The organism is Nitrospina gracilis 3/211, assembly GCF_000341545.2.
GTDB classification, from domain to species: domain Bacteria; phylum Nitrospinota; class Nitrospinia; order Nitrospinales; family Nitrospinaceae; genus Nitrospina; species Nitrospina gracilis.
On sequence record NZ_HG422173.1, the window covers coordinates 2,840,619 to 2,854,824 of the forward strand.

Genomic DNA, 14,206 nt, shown 5'->3' on the forward strand with positions numbered 1-14,206 from the left:
TCAAGCCTATTCTTTTGTGTCATTTACCGGGGTTTTCGCGGATGCGCACCAGTTCGTTTTCCAGCTTTTCGGAAAGGGACCGGGTCCGTTCCTCCAACTCTCTTTTTTCTGCTTCATTTTCCGTCTTCAGGACCTGAAATTGTTGTTTCAATTCAAATAAGTCCTGCGCAATATTGAGCGCGGCCAGCACCGCCACATCCGCAGGAACAGTGCGGCTGGTAGACGAAAGCTCCCGCATGCGGGAATCCACATAATCCGCGAGTTCCTGCAAAGACACGCTGGAGGAGGTAGCTTTGACGGTGTATTTTTTTCCGTAAATCTGGATCTGCGTGCCGGGAGCCATGGCCGTCACTCCGCGGGAATGCGGTGGAGCTGTTCGAGAATACCACGCACTTTGGTCCGCATGGTTTTTCGCTCTTCCTCCCAGCGTTTCTGCTCCGCTTCCAGACTGGCCAGCCGGTTCAGTTTCACCTGGGTGCCGTTCTGTTGCTGCGAGAGGGATTCCACCTGCTGGCGCAGTTGCCGGATTTCAGTTTGCAAGCGAACGTTTTCTTCCCGCAGGGCGCGGGCGGTCTCGATCCATTCGGAAACGAGGTGCTCCAGCTTGTCAACCGGGTACGTGGACATGGGCGAATCGTATCACCGGGCGACAGGGGTGTCAATTGCATGGGAACAGCCTGGCAGGGCCTTTTACTGGTCGCGGAGAGTGGCTCCCACCCGGCCGTCCAGCGCCTTCACAATATTTTGGAAAACGGGGTTCACTTCCTCGTCGGTCAAGGTCTTGTCCGGCGACTGAAACGCAAGGGCGTATGTGAGGCTTTTCTTCCCTTCCGGAAGTTTCTTTCCCTCAAATTGATCGTACAATTCCACCCGACTCAATAACGGCTGTCCCGCCTCACGAATGAGGTCGCTGATCTCGCCCGACGCCACGGGCTTGTCCACCAGGATGGAGATGTCGCGGTAGGTCTCGGGAAACTTTGGCAGGGGCTGAAATTTTTTGCGTCCGGGCAGAACCTCCGCCAGCAGACCGACGTGAATCTCCAATGCAAAAGCAGGGGTGTCGAGTCCCATCCCCGAGGTCAGCTTGCCTTCCACTTTCCCGCAATAGGCAATCTCCCGGTCTTCCACGGTCCAGGCCGCCGACTGCCCGGCATCGAGAAACGTGCGGGTGGCGGGCCCGGTCTGCGCTTTCACCCCAAAGCCGTCCAGCAGCGATTCCAGCACGCCCTTGATATCAAAAAAATCATGAGCGGCATTGGCCCCCTTCCAAACGCTTGTTGGATGCGGTCCGGCAGCCAGCACGGCAATGCAGGTATTCTGAACCGCCTCCTGTCCGCCGTTGGGTTGGTGGAAGATGCTGCCGGTCTCAAACAGGCGCACCGATTTGTTTCCTTTGTTAATGTTGCTGATGGCGGTTTTCAAAAGACCGGGAACAAGGCTGGTGCGCATGGTGCCGAGGTCGGCGCTGATCGGGTTGTCGAGATCGATCGTCCCGGCATCCTCGGGCGCGAATGCCGTCATGAAATTTGCCGCGTATTCCTTCTCAATGAAACTGTAGTTCACCGCCTCGGCGTACCCCAGGTGGCATAACCGCGCGCGGGCTTCCTGCACGAGGGCGCGGGTCGGTGAATCGATCACCGGCGACAACGCCCCCCTCGGGCTGGTGACGGGGACCTGGTCGTAGCCGTCCAGCCGGGCGATCTCTTCGATTAGGTCGATCTCGCGTTGCAGGGTCGGGCGGAACGCGGGCACTTCCACCAGCACCCGTTCGCCCTTCTGCTCTTCTTTGACGATCTCCAGTCCCAGCCCCCTCAGGTAATCGAAAATTTTATCAGGTTCAAATGCAGTGCCCAGCACCTGGTTGGTGCGGGAGACGCGGAGTGCGATCTGTTTGCGCGGCACGGGATTGGGGTAAATGTCGAAACGGCCGTTTAAAATCTCGCCGCCCGCCAGTTCGCGGATCAACAACGCCGCCCGGCTTTGTGCGGTGATGACCGCCTCGATATCGACGCCGCGCTCGAAGCGGTAAGAGGAATCCGAGCGCAGGCCGTACTTTTTGGATGCCTGCCGAACGGTGACCGGATCGAAGTACGCGCTTTCCAACGCCACGGTGGTCGTTTCCTTGGTCACCTGACTGTTGGCGCCGCCCATGATGCCGGCAAGGGCAATGGGCTTCTCGCCATCGGCAATGACCAGCGCGTCGGGATCAAGCCGCAGTTGCGTGCCGTCCAGCGCCACGAAGGCTTCCTGCTTCCCCCCGCGGCGTATCAGGATGCGCCGGTTCTTGAGCAGGTTCAGGTCGAAGGCATGAAGGGGTTGTCCGTACTCCATCATCACAAAATTGGTGATGTCCACAATATTGTTGATGGGACGGAGTCCGATGGCAATCAACCGTTCCTGCAACCATTGGGGCGACGGCGCGACCTTGACGTTGTCGATGACCAGGGCGGCGTAACGCGGGCACAACCCGGTCTCTTCGTTTTCCACTTGCAGGGCATCGGCGGCCGGGCTCGAAGTGAATGCTTTTTCCAGCTCGGAGTCCGGCTCCGGCGAACGGAACGCGGCTCCGGTGAAACCGGCGATCTCCCGCGCCACGCCAAGATGACTCAGGCAGTACCCGCGGTTGGGGGTGACGTTCAACTCCACCACTTCGGTGGTTTTGCCACTGCCCAGGTCCACCGGTTCGTCGGCTTCCACTTCCAGTCCGCCCATGGTCAACAGGTGGCACAGGTCTTCCTTCGACATGTCCCACTCCACGTATTGCCGCAACCAGTCCAACTGAACTTTCATGTCTCAAACCCTTGATTCGTAAAAACTCAAAGGATTATAGGGGAGTTGTCTTTAAAAAGCAAAACGCCTGAACGGGTAGGAAAAAAGTTTTCCGTTGGCTCCATCCGTTTCGGTTTCGCCGGGTGCGGGTTGGTGTTACGATGGGAGAACATTCTATTCTCGGCCTGTCCTCTTTATGGAACTCAGCGAATCCGTCGTTCTCAAACTCCTCCACGAAAAAACCAACCGGCCGATGAAGTTTTCCGAATTGATGAAAACGCTCGGCATCCCGGAAACGCAACGCCGCGAGTTCCGCCACCTGCTTAAAGACCTCGCCGGAGAGGGCTCCGTCGTCAAACTGCGCGGCGGACGCTACGGCCTGCCGGATGAGATGAGCCTCGTCTCCGGCCTCCTGCACGGCCACCCGGACGGCTACGGCTTCCTCATCCGTGAAGGCGAGGAGCCGGACGTCTATATCAGCCGCCAGAAAATGGGCGGTGCCATGCACCAGGACAAGATCGTGGTGCGCATCGAGTCGCAATACCGCGGTTACTCACGTCCGGAAGGCCGCGTCATCCGCATCCTCGAACGCCGCACGCAGAAACTGGTGGGCCTGTTCGAAGCGCTGAACCGCGACGGCTGGGTGGTGCCTTCCGACGCCAAGTACTTCCAGGACGTGTTCATCCCCGGCAAGGATATTTTGGGAGCGCAGTCCGGCGAGATGGTGCAGGTGGAGATCGTCGATTACCCGACGCGGCACCATCCCCCGGTGGGACGCGTCATCCAGGTGCTGGGCCCGGCGGACGACCCGGCGGTTGAGTTGCGCTCAATATTCCACAAGCACGACGCCCGGCAGGAGTTCCCGCCCAAAATCCTGCGGCAGGTAAAGAAACTGGGCCTGGAGATTTCTGATGAAGAACGGTCCCGGCGGCGCGACCTGACGGATCAGATGATTTTTACCATCGACGGCGAACGCGCCAAGGATTTCGATGACGCGGTGACGTTGACCCGCGAAAAAGACCTGTACCGCCTCGGAGTGCACATCGCCGACGTCAGCCACTACGTCACCGAAGGCTCGCCGCTCGACGAAGAAGCGTTCAAGCGCGGCACCAGCATCTACTACGCCGAGGGCGTCATCCCCATGCTTCCCTTTAAACTGTCGAACGAGGTGTGCAGCCTGCGGCCCAACGAGGAACACCTGACGCTCAGTTGCGACATCGTGTTCAACAGCAAAGGAGAAGTCGTGGACTACAACATCTACGACTCCATTATCGAAAGCAAGATTCGCTTCACCTACACGCAGGTGGCGTCGCTTTTGGAAGACGGCGACCCGGAAGGGCAGTTCGACGAGGTCATGCCCATATTGAAGGACATGGAAAAGCTGAGCCGCATCCTGCGCAAGAAAAGGTTCCAGGAAGGCAGTGTCGATTTCAACATTCCCGAGGCGGAGATCCTGATGACGCAGGACGGTAAAATCCAGACCATCCGCAAAGCGCCGCACAACATCGCGCACGAGATCATTGAGGAGTTCATGCTGTCGGCCAACCGCGTCGTCGCCGAAGACATGGCGAAGAAGAACCTTCCTGTCATTCACCGCATTCATGAAGAACCGGACGCCGACCGCATTCACCGTTTCGGCGAGTTCGCCGCGGACTTCGGTTACCGCCTGCCATCGTTCAAAAAGGTGAAATCCACGCACCTGCAAAAACTTCTGGAGCGCGCCCGGGACAAACCGGAGGAGCGCGCACTCAATTACGTGCTGTTGCGCTCGATGAAAAAAGCCGTGTATTCGGAAAAAGACCCGGGACACTACTGCCTCGGTTTTGAGCACTACACGCACTTCACCTCGCCCATCCGGCGCTACCCGGATTTGTTCACCCACCGCGTGGTGAAGGAGTACCTCGGCAGGAAAAAATGTTCGCTTAAAGAGCGCAAGCAGTTGATGAGCAAAACCGCGAAGGCCGCCGAGCAGTCCACCGGCATGGAGATCAAGGCCATGGGCATCGAGCGCGAGGTCAGCGACCTGCGCCGCGTGCAGTTCATGGCGGACAAACTGGGCTCCACGCACAAAGGCCACATCTCGAACGTCACTTCCTTCGGCTTTTTCGTGGAGCTGGATGATGTGTTCGTCGAGGGACTGGTACGGGTGTCGACGCTGTCGGACGATTACTACGTGTTTTTCGAACATGAGCATGCGCTCAAGGGCCAGCACAAACACAAGGCATACCGGCTTGGCGACCAGGTCAAGGTGCGGGTACAAAGGGTGGACATGGCAAAGAAACAAATCGACCTGGCGCTGGTGGCCCGGTAGCCCCAAGGCCCACGGTTATGGGACCGTTGCTTCCTTATTTTTTATTTTATCTTTCGGGAATTTTCCTGGCCCATCCCGCCTCGCGCGAGTTCCTGTTTCCCTTTGCCCTGCCCTTCGCCGCTCTGGTCCTCGCCGTGTGGTGCGCCCGGCGGCTCCGCATCCGCGCCACGTGGCAGTTCATTTTGCTGGCGATGCTGTTCGTGTTGGGGGCGACGACGTCTTATCGCGCCAAGGCATTGCGTCCCGATCACCACATCCTGAACCATGTCGAGGACAGCCGCCGCGGCGATATCACCGGCGTGGTCATCCAACCCCCGCAGTACTACCCCGACCGCGTGCGGGTGCACCTCGATCTCGAATCCCTTCAATACCACGACACGCCCATCGGGGTCACCGGAAGCGCCCGCATCACCGTGTACGAAGCGAAAGCGGATCTGCGCGAAGGCGATCGCATCCGGGTCCACCAAGTGCGGTTGAAACGTCCACGCAATTTCAAAAACCCCGGCCGGTTCGATTATGAGCACTACATGCAAACAGAAGGCCTCGACGTCACCGGTGGCGTATCGAAAGCGGAACGCGTGGAGCGCATCGACGCGACGGAGTCCACCACCCTCTCCCGCTGGCACGAAGCGATGCTTCATTCCGTACGGGCATTGCTTGACCGCAACCTGGATGCACAAAAAGGGGCGTTGTTGCGGGGCATGGTGCTGGGGGAGAAAGAGTTTCTGAGCGAGGAGATGCAGGAAGCATTTCGAGCCACCGGCGTGGCGCACCTGATGGCGGTGTCGGGTCTTCATATCGGTTTCGTCGCGGGCGCGACGTACTTTATGATTCACCCCGTGCTGTGGGGACTGTTTTCATACTATCGCCCGCGCTGGGTTTACCTCGGCCACACACAAAAATGGGCGGTGGCATTCTGCTTTCTGCCGGTGCTGATGTACCTGATGCTGGTAGGAAACAAGGTCTCGGCCCTTCGCGCCGGGACGATGGTGATCCTGTTTATGATCGCCGTGCTCGCCGACCGCGAACGCAGTGTGCTGAACGCCCTGCTGGTGGCGGCATTCGGCATTTTGCTGTGGAGTCCCGGGGCGTTCCTCACTCCCGGTTTTCAATTGTCCTTTGGTGCGGTGTTCGCCATCCTGTACCTGCACCGCATGCTGATGCAGGTGCAAGGGGATGCGGTCGATCGTCTGGGCGAACCACCGTGGTACCGTCGCCTGCCGGCATTGCAGGATGAACACGGCGGGGCGATCGCCTCCGTCCTGCGCTTTGTCTACGGCACTGCGTTTGTCTCCGCCGCCGCCATCCTCGGTACCTTTCCCGCGCTCGTGTACCAGTTCAACCGGGTGAGCGCGATCGGGTTCCTGCTGAACCTCGTGCTGGTCCCTCTGGCATCCGTGCTCATCCCGGCCACGTTGTTGATCGCCCTTCTCAATGCCGTGTTGCCGACGCTCGCCGATTTTTTGATGAGCGGCGTCGATGGACTCCTGGGCGTGTTTGTGACGCTCCCGATGTGGGCCGCATCGTTTGATTTCGCCTCGTTTTACGTGCCGACCCCACCCGACTTCTGGCTGGTGTTATATATCTCGCTGACGCTGGGGGTTCCCGCGTATCTGTATCGTTACCACCTGACCGCGATGACGCCAGAGGAGACGCCACCTCAAAAATTTCTGACACCACAACGCAGTCAGGCGGCAGGGCTCGCGGCTTGTGCTCTTGGCGTTTTTGTCTGGTGGATGTGGCCGCAGTTCCCCAGGTTCCAGACCGACACCCTGAAAATAACCATGCTCGACGTCGGCCAGGGCGAAAGCGTGTTCGTCGAATTCCCCAACCGCGAAACCCTCCTGATCGACGGCGGGGGCTTTTACCGTGACGCCCTCGATATCGGCAAGGCGGTGGTGGGCCGTTTCCTCTGGCACCGGGGCGAGCGCGGCCTCGATTATCTGGCCGCCACACATTCGGACCACGATCACATCAGCGGCCTGCTCTCCCTGTCAAAGCTGGTGGAGGTGGGACATTTTCTCGACCGCAACCCGCCCATTGCCGACGCGAAAATCGATCAACTGCGTCATACACTTCAGGAAAACGGAGCAAAGCGTCACATTCTTGTGCCGGGAGAAACCGTCGAATTTGGAGAAGTGCATCTCACCGCCCTGCATCCGGCCGGACCTTTCATTCAAACGGTGGGCCTTCCACTCCGGCGCATCGACAACGACCTGTCCTGGGTGTTGCGTCTTGATTTCCGCGAGTTCAGCCTGTTGTTGACCGGCGACATCACCGCCGAGGCCGAGGCCCACCTGGTCGCCTCCGCGGAGCCGCTTGAGGCCGACGTGCTGAAAGTGCCGCATCACGGAAGCCGTTATTCCAGTTCCCCGGATTTTTTAAAGGCCGTCGGGGCCAAGGACGCCCTCATCTCGGCGGGCCACGTCAATCCCTTCGGCCACCCGCATGATGAAACCCTGAAGCGACTTGCAGAGCAGGGCACCCGCGTGTGGCGCACCGACCGGCATGGCGCCATCACCCTCATTACCAATGGACACGACTATCAATTCAAAACCCACGAAGGCCTTTAGCGCAAACGGGCGGCCCCGGCCCGGCTTCCCCCACCCGTCCCTCCGGTTTTCCCGTTGTCCTCCCTAGAAGGTTTGCGGAAAGGCCGGAAATCTGGTATAAACGAGCCCCAATCTCAACCCTTTACCCAATCGAGGCAGACACAACCATGGCAACGAAGGAACAGTTGAAAGGCCACATCGACAAGGCCAAATCGGTAAAAGAGGAAGCGCAGAAAAAAGCGGGCGAAAACAAGTACGATCCGGACCTGCGCCAATCCAAAAAGAAATTCAAGCGCTTGACCCGCAAGGTGGCGAAGATCGACTACAGGGAAAAGATGCTGGCGGAAAAAGGCAAGAAGAAGAAAGAAGGCTGATCCCGCGAAACTGTCCCACCTTCTCTTTTCCCTTTGATTCACACAACATCATGTCCCACGACAACGTCGACATTCAAAAAATCGCCCACCTGGCCCGGCTGGAGCTGACCCCGGAAGAAAGGGAGAAGCTCGGCCCGCAATTCCAGAAAATCGTGGAATATATCGACCACCTGGGCACGCTGAATACCGAAAACGTGGAACCGACCTCGCACGTCCTGCCGCTCCAGAATGTGCTGCGTGAAGACGAAGTGGTGGCGCGTTTTCCGGAAGCCGACTACCTGCGGCTGGCGCCACGCGCCGCCAAGGGGCATTACGAAGTGCCCAAGATCATCTCGTAGTCATGCAGAGACCCAGCCTGGCCGAGGCCCGCAAACACCTTAAAGCCAAATCCTACTCCTCGCTCGACCTGCTGGAAGAGTATTACCAGCGCATCGACAAGGTGGATAAAGACATCGGCGCCTACGCCCATCTGACGCGCGAACTGGCAGAAGAGCAGGCCCAGGCTGCGGACGCGCGCATCGCCAGGGGCGAAGACGCTCCCTTGCTAGGGGTACCCATCGCCGTCAAAGACCTCATCTGCGTGAAAGACACCCGCACCACCTGTTCGTCGCGCATCCTCGACAACTTCGTCGCACCCTACGACGCGACGGTGGTGGCGCGCCTGAAAGATGCCGGGGCCGTTCTGATTGGCAAGACCAATATGGACGAATTCGCCATGGGCTCGTCCAATGAAACCGCGTACCACCATGTCACGCGCAACCCGTGGGACAAGACCCGCGTCCCAGGCGGATCCAGCGGCGGATCGGCGGCGGCGGTGTCTGCCAACGAATGCGTCGCCGCGCTGGGGTCGGACACCGGCGGTTCAATCCGCCAACCAGCCAGCTTTTGCGGCATCACGGGACTCAAACCCACATACGGCCGCGTGTCCCGCTTCGGCCTTGTGGCGTTCGCATCGTCGTTCGACCAGATCGGCCCCATGACAAAGACAGTGGAAGACGCCGCGACCCTGCTCAACGTCATCGGCGGACACGATGCGATGGACTCCACTTGCGCCAACGTGGAACGACCCGATTTCACCGAAACACTCGCCCGCGACGTGAAAGGATTGAAAGTGGGCGTACCGCAGGAATACTTCAGCGACGGCATCGACCCGCAGGTGCAGGCGGCCGTGGAAGCAGGCATCCGGCACCTGGAATCGCTGGGCATGGAACGCGTCGAGGTCAGCCTGCCGCACACCCAGTATGCCGTGGCGGCGTATTACATCCTCGCCTGCGCCGAGGCCAGCACCAACCTGTCACGCTACGACGGCGTGAAGTACGGCTACCGTTCCGAAAATGCGGAGAACCTGCTCAACATGTACACACAAACCCGCGAGGAGGGATTCGGAGAGGAGGTCAAACGCCGCATCCTGCTCGGCACATTCGTTTTGAGTTCCGGATATTACGATGCGTATTACTTGAAGGGACAGAAAGTGCGGACCCTGGTCAAGCAGGATTTTGATGCCGCTCTTAGGAAATGCGATGTTCTGGCCGCGCCTGTTTCGCCCGCGCTGCCGTTCAAGCTGGGAGAAAAACTGGACGATCCGTTGCAGATGTATCTTTCCGACCTGCTCACCCTGTCGGCCAACCTGGCGGGCATTCCCGCCTTGTCGGTTCCCTGCGGCCTGTCTCAAGAGGGATTGCCCATCGGCCTGCAACTCATGGGTCGCCACTTTGACGAAGCACTGTTGTTGAACGTCGGCCACCGCTTCCAGGTCACCACGGACCATCACCTTAAAAACCCGCCTGCATGATTTTAGAAGTACCGAATATCCCGGTCCTCAATTTTTCTTCGGACAAAAAGCTTTCAAGTATATAATTTATATGACCGATAGAGGATTGGGGCCTCACGTTCGATACCCCATTTGGGGTGGAGCAAAATTATGTTTACTGACGAATTTCTGGACAACCTGCCGGACAACCCGGTGGATGCTCTGGAAAAACTGATTGGCAAGTTTCAGGAGTGGGAAAGCGCCAACCGCTTCAAAATGAAGAAGCATCCGGATTTCAACGGACATTATCCGGACATGCTGAAGGCTTATGCCGTGCTGCAGGCGTATTCCGAAGCCCACGATCTTAAAATCGTGTTTCCCGATCTGAACGTCAACAACAAGGACGAAAACGTCCTCAACATCAGCAAGGCCTTCAACCACTACGCCAACAGCAAGCTCCGTCAGCTCAAGATGGTCCAGGAAAAACTGGACTTTCAGTTGATCAAGGACCAGTACGCGCAGAAATTCGGTCGGAGCTTTGCCTACCAGTTCTCCGACGGCGACCTGCGCAAGACGCAGAACCTCCTGCGCCTGCTGGGGCACATCGTGTCCCGTTCCGACTACCTCGACGAAAACCACATGAGCCGGCTCATCAACCGCATTCAACGGTCCCTGCAGATTTTGCACAAAAAATCGGTCAACCTCGATCCCATCTGGGGGCTGATCGGCGACGCCGGCGTGGTCATTTCCCGCTACGGCTCGAAAGCCGATTCCATCGCCAACCGCATCTTCGAGATCATCGAGATCATCTGGCGCACCCAGGCCATCACCGAAAACCTGGAAAGCGGCATCAACAACCCTTTTCTGGGCGACTGACACCCCCCCACAAAAACAGGCCTGCTCACGGGTCATTCAGCTTTTTATTTTTCCAATCAATTCCTGAATAAAAAGATCCAGGTACTGCGGCGAGGCTGCGGACAGGTGGGGCTGTATGAGGACGTTGTCGAAACCCCAGAGAGGCGACGATTCCGGCAGCGGTTCCTCGTCGAACACATCGAGGTAAGCCCCGGCAATCTGCCGGGTCTCGAGGGCCCGCACCAGGTGTTCTTCCCGGTAGGGGTTGCCCCGGCCCACGTTGTACAGGTGGCAGTGCGCGGGGAGCCGGGCAAAATGGTCGGCGGTGAGCAATCCATCGGTCTCCTTCCCACCCGGCAGGACAAGGACGAGGTGATCGGTTTCCGGCAGGACTTCGTCGAGGCGATCGACGGGGACGACACGGTCGGCCTCATCAAAGTAATCCGGCCTCTCATCCGCCCGCCGTCGTACGCCCGTTACAAGGCTCCCGAAGGGTTTCACCGCCCGCCCAATGGTCCGGCCGATCCGGCCGAAACCGAGGATGGTCACCCGCGCCCGGTAGAGGGACGAGATCTGTTGGGAGAGTTTGATACGCGCCCACTTCTTCTGTTTCTGGAAGTTGCGGGACGCCTCGAAGGCCTTGCAGAAGTAGAGCATCGCACCCAGAACGCTCTCCGCCATCATCAATCCGTGGAAGCCGCCGTGGTGGATGGTGATGCTGGATTCAGGAGGCAGGTCGATCCAGTCGCTCCCGGCTGCAGGGGTGGCGATCCATTGCAGGCGCGAGGCCCGGCCCACCCATTCGCGGCGAAAATACCAGCAGATCGCCGCGTCCGCTTCCGAAATTCCTTCCAAAAATTCCTTTGAATGCAGGCATTTTACAATCCGAAACCCCGGAAACTGTGCACTTAATTGCTCAACGTGCCGGTCCTGCAGGTTCCACACCCCCACATGCGGGTGAGTCAGGTAAATCAACAGGTTCTTCATAGGCCAAATTCAACGGATATCAACTGTTCACTTTCTTTCAAGCCGATTTATGAAAAAAGATAAATAAATTATCCCCTCGCTAAAAAGGCTTTTTTCAAAACATTCAGAAATCAAGGGGTTATGCCGTTAAGACTGCATTGGCACGGTTCTTGAAGTCATAGTGCGAAACCAACTTTTTTCCAATGGGGGGTAGCAATGATTCGATCCGATCTGGCCAACAAGTTAGCTCAAAAACTGGACATTTCCAAGCAGGAAGCCGACCGCATTCTGCTTACGTTTGTGGAAGGCATCATGTCCAACCTGGAAAAAGAAGGACGCGTGGTGATCCAGGGATTCGGTTCCTTCCGGGTGCGCGAATACCCGGCCCGCATCGGCAAAAAACCGGTGACCGGCGAGCCCATCGAAATTCCGGCACGCAAGAAACCGGTGTTCCATGCCAGCAAGGAACTCAACGCGCTCATCAACCGCGAAGGCAAGGAAGTACCGATCGCCCGCGTGTTCGTGGAATCCGCACCGCTGTACGTACAACGTCCCTGAGGCAAAACGTCCTGAATGGGAACTCTTGTAACGTCCATTCACCCTTGTGCTATAATGACGGTTGATATGATGGCAGGGGGAGGTTTTCCTCCCCTCATCCATCGACCTTTTACAGGAGGGGCCCGGCATGAGCGATCCCAACGCATGTTCCAAATGTGGCGAGGCGAGTATCCTGAAAGGCGACATCGGTCTTCGTACCAGCCGGGACCTGGAACTCATCATGGTCGTGCGCAAGGACCACGGCATCGAGAAGAAAGTGCCGCTCCAGCCCCGCGTGTGCGGCAAGTGCGGATTCGTCGATCTTTTCGTCGAAGAGCCGAAGAAGCTCATGATCACCCGCAACGATAAACCGGTCGACCCCGATTACAAACACCGGCCGCTCCTCGAATACGATTTCTGAATCCCCCCTGTTTTTCCCACCCTCATTGATGCGTCGAAAGCGGCGTAATTAAATCGTTCCCCTGCACACCTCAATCGCGTAAAATGAAAAATGAGATCCGTCTCTACGGGTCCGTTTGCCGAAAGGAGCGCGCCCTGTCATACGCCCGGTGCGTCCCTTGGGTCGGCAATTCAAGTAAGAGCGCGGCGGTTCCAATCTTCTTCACGTGGACGAGACCATGGGCGCGATCCAGCGAGGCCAGGCGCATTTTCTTCTGCTGAAAATCCACTCCCTGACCGGTCTCATCCCCATCGGCATCTTTCTGGTCTTCCATCTCGCGGTCAACAGCCTGCGCACCGTCGGCGTCTTTCCCTACCAGCTCAGCATCGACATCATCAACAACCTGCCGTTTCTGATCTGGATCGAAATCTTCGTTCTCTACATTCCCATCCTGTTTCATTCGGTGATGGGCTTCTACCTGACCTCCATCGCAAAGTACAATTTCATTCGATACCGTTACCCGCGCAACTGGATGTACACGATGCAACGGCTGACCGGCGGCATCGTGTTTGTGTTCCTGGTTTACCATATGGGCACCACCGTCGCGCCGAAGCTGTGGTACGGCCACAACGAGTTCCAGGCGGCTCCGTTTCTGATCGGCGTGATGAACGACGAATTCCAGACGTGGACGGGACGCATCATCTACCTCATCGGCATCGTCGCGGCGACGTTTCATTTCGGCAACGGATTGTGGGGATTCTGCATTTCGTGGGGCATCATCGTCGGTCCCAGGGCGCAGAGGAATGCAGGCATCGCGTTTATCCTGATCGGGCTGGGGCTGACGGTACTGGGCCTCGCCACCGTGGTTGAGTTTTCACTGAACCCGGTTCCGGTGGAACCCACCAAAGTGGGAGGCCTGTGATGCCGAAGCGTCAACCCAAATTCATCGTCATCGGCGGGGGCCTCGCGGGCCTGTCTCTCACCATGAAGCTGTGCGAGAACAACGCCCAGGTCGTGCTGGTTTCCTACCAGCCGGTCAAGCGGTCCCACTCGGTGTGCGCGCAGGGCGGCATCAACGCCGCCATCAATTCCAAGGGCGAAGGCGATTCGCCGGACATCCATTTCTACGACACGGTCAAAGGCGGCGACTTCCTTGCCCACCAACCGCTGGTGCGCGACATGTGTTTCCAGGCTCCGGCGATCATTCATCTCATGGACCGCATGGGCGTCACCTTCAACCGCACCCCGGAAGGTCATCTGGATTTCCGCCGCTTCGGCGGCACGCTGTACAACCGCACCGCGTTTTCCGGCTCGACAACCGGCCAGCAACTTCTTTATGCCCTGGACGAGCAGGTACGACGGTACGAGTCCGACGGGCTGGTGACCAAACTCGAATGGCACGAATACCTGGGGGCGGTGATCGATGAGACCCTGACCTGCCGGGGCGCAGTGATCCATGACCTGCACACGGGCGAGATATTCACCCTCGCGGGCGACGGCGTGGTGCTGGCCACCGGCGGGCCGACGCAGGTGTACGGCAAGGCCACCGGCTCCACCGTGTGCAACGGGGCTGCGGCGATGTCCGCCTACCTGCAGGGCGCCCGCTACGCCAACGGCGAGTTCATCCAGATCCACCCCACAGCCATTCCCGGGCAGGACAAACTGAGGTTGATGAGCGAGTCGGCGCGCGGC

The 14,206-nt window shown here is 58.4% G+C and carries 14 protein-coding genes; 10 read left to right on the top strand and 4 right to left on the bottom strand.

Annotated features, from left to right (window positions below; genetic code table 11):
• Positions 1-19: 19 nt before the first annotated feature.
• The 3 genes from TX82_RS13600 to pheT all read right to left on the bottom strand — a co-directional run bounded on the left by TX82_RS13600 (position 20) and on the right by pheT (position 2,790).
• Positions 20-343 (bottom strand): cell division protein ZapA, encoded by a 324-nt coding sequence (locus TX82_RS13600; RefSeq protein ID WP_005005510.1) that lies wholly within the window; start codon positions 341-343, stop codon positions 20-22.
• Positions 344-348: 5 nt separating this feature from the next.
• Positions 349-627, bottom strand: a complete 279-nt coding sequence (locus TX82_RS13605; RefSeq protein ID WP_005005511.1) for a hypothetical protein — start codon at positions 625-627, stop codon at positions 349-351.
• Between the two features lie 63 nt (positions 628-690).
• Positions 691-2,790 carry a phenylalanine--tRNA ligase subunit beta gene (gene pheT / locus TX82_RS13610; RefSeq protein WP_005005513.1) on the bottom strand — a complete coding sequence of 700 codons (2,100 nt, stop codon included), beginning with the start codon at positions 2,788-2,790 and terminating at the stop codon, positions 691-693.
• Between the two features lie 175 nt (positions 2,791-2,965).
• Here pheT and rnr point away from each other — a divergent pair, with 175 nt between their 5' ends.
• The 6 genes from rnr (at position 2,966) to TX82_RS13640 (ending at position 10,632) form a co-directional block, all read left to right on the top strand.
• On the top strand, positions 2,966-5,080 hold the full coding sequence (gene rnr, locus TX82_RS13615) for a ribonuclease R (RefSeq protein ID WP_005005523.1): 2,115 nt from the start codon (positions 2,966-2,968) through the stop codon (positions 5,078-5,080).
• Between the two features lie 17 nt (positions 5,081-5,097).
• Complete coding sequence (locus tag TX82_RS13620; RefSeq protein WP_005005525.1) at positions 5,098-7,653, top strand: DNA internalization-related competence protein ComEC/Rec2; 2,556 nt, start codon at positions 5,098-5,100, stop codon at positions 7,651-7,653.
• A 146-nt stretch (positions 7,654-7,799) separates the two neighbouring features.
• On the top strand, positions 7,800-8,006 hold the full coding sequence (locus TX82_RS13625; RefSeq protein ID WP_005005527.1) for a hypothetical protein: 207 nt from the start codon (positions 7,800-7,802) through the stop codon (positions 8,004-8,006).
• A 50-nt stretch (positions 8,007-8,056) separates the two neighbouring features.
• Positions 8,057-8,344 (top strand): Asp-tRNA(Asn)/Glu-tRNA(Gln) amidotransferase subunit GatC, encoded by a 288-nt coding sequence (gene gatC / locus TX82_RS13630; protein ID WP_005005530.1) that lies wholly within the window; start codon positions 8,057-8,059, stop codon positions 8,342-8,344.
• Positions 8,345-8,346: 2 nt separating this feature from the next.
• Positions 8,347-9,798 (top strand): Asp-tRNA(Asn)/Glu-tRNA(Gln) amidotransferase subunit GatA, encoded by a 1,452-nt coding sequence (gatA, locus tag TX82_RS13635; RefSeq protein WP_005005532.1) that lies wholly within the window; start codon positions 8,347-8,349, stop codon positions 9,796-9,798.
• A gap of 129 nt (positions 9,799-9,927) precedes the next feature.
• The gene (locus tag TX82_RS13640; protein ID WP_005005534.1) at positions 9,928-10,632 is read left to right on the top strand and encodes a hypothetical protein; all 705 of its coding nucleotides are present in this window, start codon (positions 9,928-9,930) and stop codon (positions 10,630-10,632) included.
• Positions 10,633-10,668: 36 nt separating this feature from the next.
• On the opposite strand, the gene TX82_RS13645 is transcribed toward TX82_RS13640, so the two are convergent.
• On the bottom strand, positions 10,669-11,598 hold the full coding sequence (locus tag TX82_RS13645) for a D-2-hydroxyacid dehydrogenase (protein ID WP_005005539.1): 930 nt from the start codon (positions 11,596-11,598) through the stop codon (positions 10,669-10,671).
• Between the two features lie 195 nt (positions 11,599-11,793).
• Here TX82_RS13645 and TX82_RS13650 point away from each other — a divergent pair, with 195 nt between their 5' ends.
• The 4 genes from TX82_RS13650 to TX82_RS16905 all read left to right on the top strand — a co-directional run.
• Positions 11,794-12,135 (top strand): HU family DNA-binding protein, encoded by a 342-nt coding sequence (locus tag TX82_RS13650; RefSeq protein ID WP_005005540.1) that lies wholly within the window; start codon positions 11,794-11,796, stop codon positions 12,133-12,135.
• 127 nt (positions 12,136-12,262) lie between these two features.
• Positions 12,263-12,535: a hypothetical protein gene (locus TX82_RS13655; RefSeq protein WP_005005541.1), complete on the top strand. Its 273-nt coding sequence runs from the start codon at positions 12,263-12,265 to the stop codon at positions 12,533-12,535.
• A gap of 217 nt (positions 12,536-12,752) precedes the next feature.
• Positions 12,753-13,436: a succinate dehydrogenase/fumarate reductase transmembrane subunit gene (locus tag TX82_RS13660; protein WP_005005544.1), complete on the top strand. Its 684-nt coding sequence runs from the start codon at positions 12,753-12,755 to the stop codon at positions 13,434-13,436.
• On the top strand, positions 13,436-14,206 hold a 771-nt coding region (locus TX82_RS16905), incomplete at its 3' end, for an FAD-binding protein (RefSeq protein ID WP_042251333.1). The genes TX82_RS13660 and TX82_RS16905, both read left to right, overlap by 1 nt.

What these genes read in the sequence shown, in the direction of transcription:
- TX82_RS13600 (WP_005005510.1), bottom strand. Translation starts at nt 343, where the DNA reads ATGGCTCCCGGCACGCAGATCCAGATTTACGGAAAAAAATACACCGTC.
- TX82_RS13605 (WP_005005511.1), bottom strand. Translation starts at nt 627, where the DNA reads ATGTCCACGTACCCGGTTGACAAGCTGGAGCACCTCGTTTCCGAATGG.
- pheT (WP_005005513.1), bottom strand. Translation starts at nt 2,790, where the DNA reads ATGAAAGTTCAGTTGGACTGGTTGCGGCAATACGTGGAGTGGGACATG.
- rnr (WP_005005523.1), top strand. Translation starts at nt 2,966, where the DNA reads ATGGAACTCAGCGAATCCGTCGTTCTCAAACTCCTCCACGAAAAAACC.
- TX82_RS13620 (WP_005005525.1), top strand. Translation starts at nt 5,098, where the DNA reads ATGGGACCGTTGCTTCCTTATTTTTTATTTTATCTTTCGGGAATTTTC.
- TX82_RS13625 (WP_005005527.1), top strand. Translation starts at nt 7,800, where the DNA reads ATGGCAACGAAGGAACAGTTGAAAGGCCACATCGACAAGGCCAAATCG.
- gatC (WP_005005530.1), top strand. Translation starts at nt 8,057, where the DNA reads ATGTCCCACGACAACGTCGACATTCAAAAAATCGCCCACCTGGCCCGG.
- gatA (WP_005005532.1), top strand. Translation starts at nt 8,347, where the DNA reads ATGCAGAGACCCAGCCTGGCCGAGGCCCGCAAACACCTTAAAGCCAAA.
- TX82_RS13640 (WP_005005534.1), top strand. Translation starts at nt 9,928, where the DNA reads ATGTTTACTGACGAATTTCTGGACAACCTGCCGGACAACCCGGTGGAT.
- TX82_RS13645 (WP_005005539.1), bottom strand. Translation starts at nt 11,598, where the DNA reads ATGAAGAACCTGTTGATTTACCTGACTCACCCGCATGTGGGGGTGTGG.
- TX82_RS13650 (WP_005005540.1), top strand. Translation starts at nt 11,794, where the DNA reads ATGATTCGATCCGATCTGGCCAACAAGTTAGCTCAAAAACTGGACATT.
- TX82_RS13655 (WP_005005541.1), top strand. Translation starts at nt 12,263, where the DNA reads ATGAGCGATCCCAACGCATGTTCCAAATGTGGCGAGGCGAGTATCCTG.
- TX82_RS13660 (WP_005005544.1), top strand. Translation starts at nt 12,753, where the DNA reads ATGGGCGCGATCCAGCGAGGCCAGGCGCATTTTCTTCTGCTGAAAATC.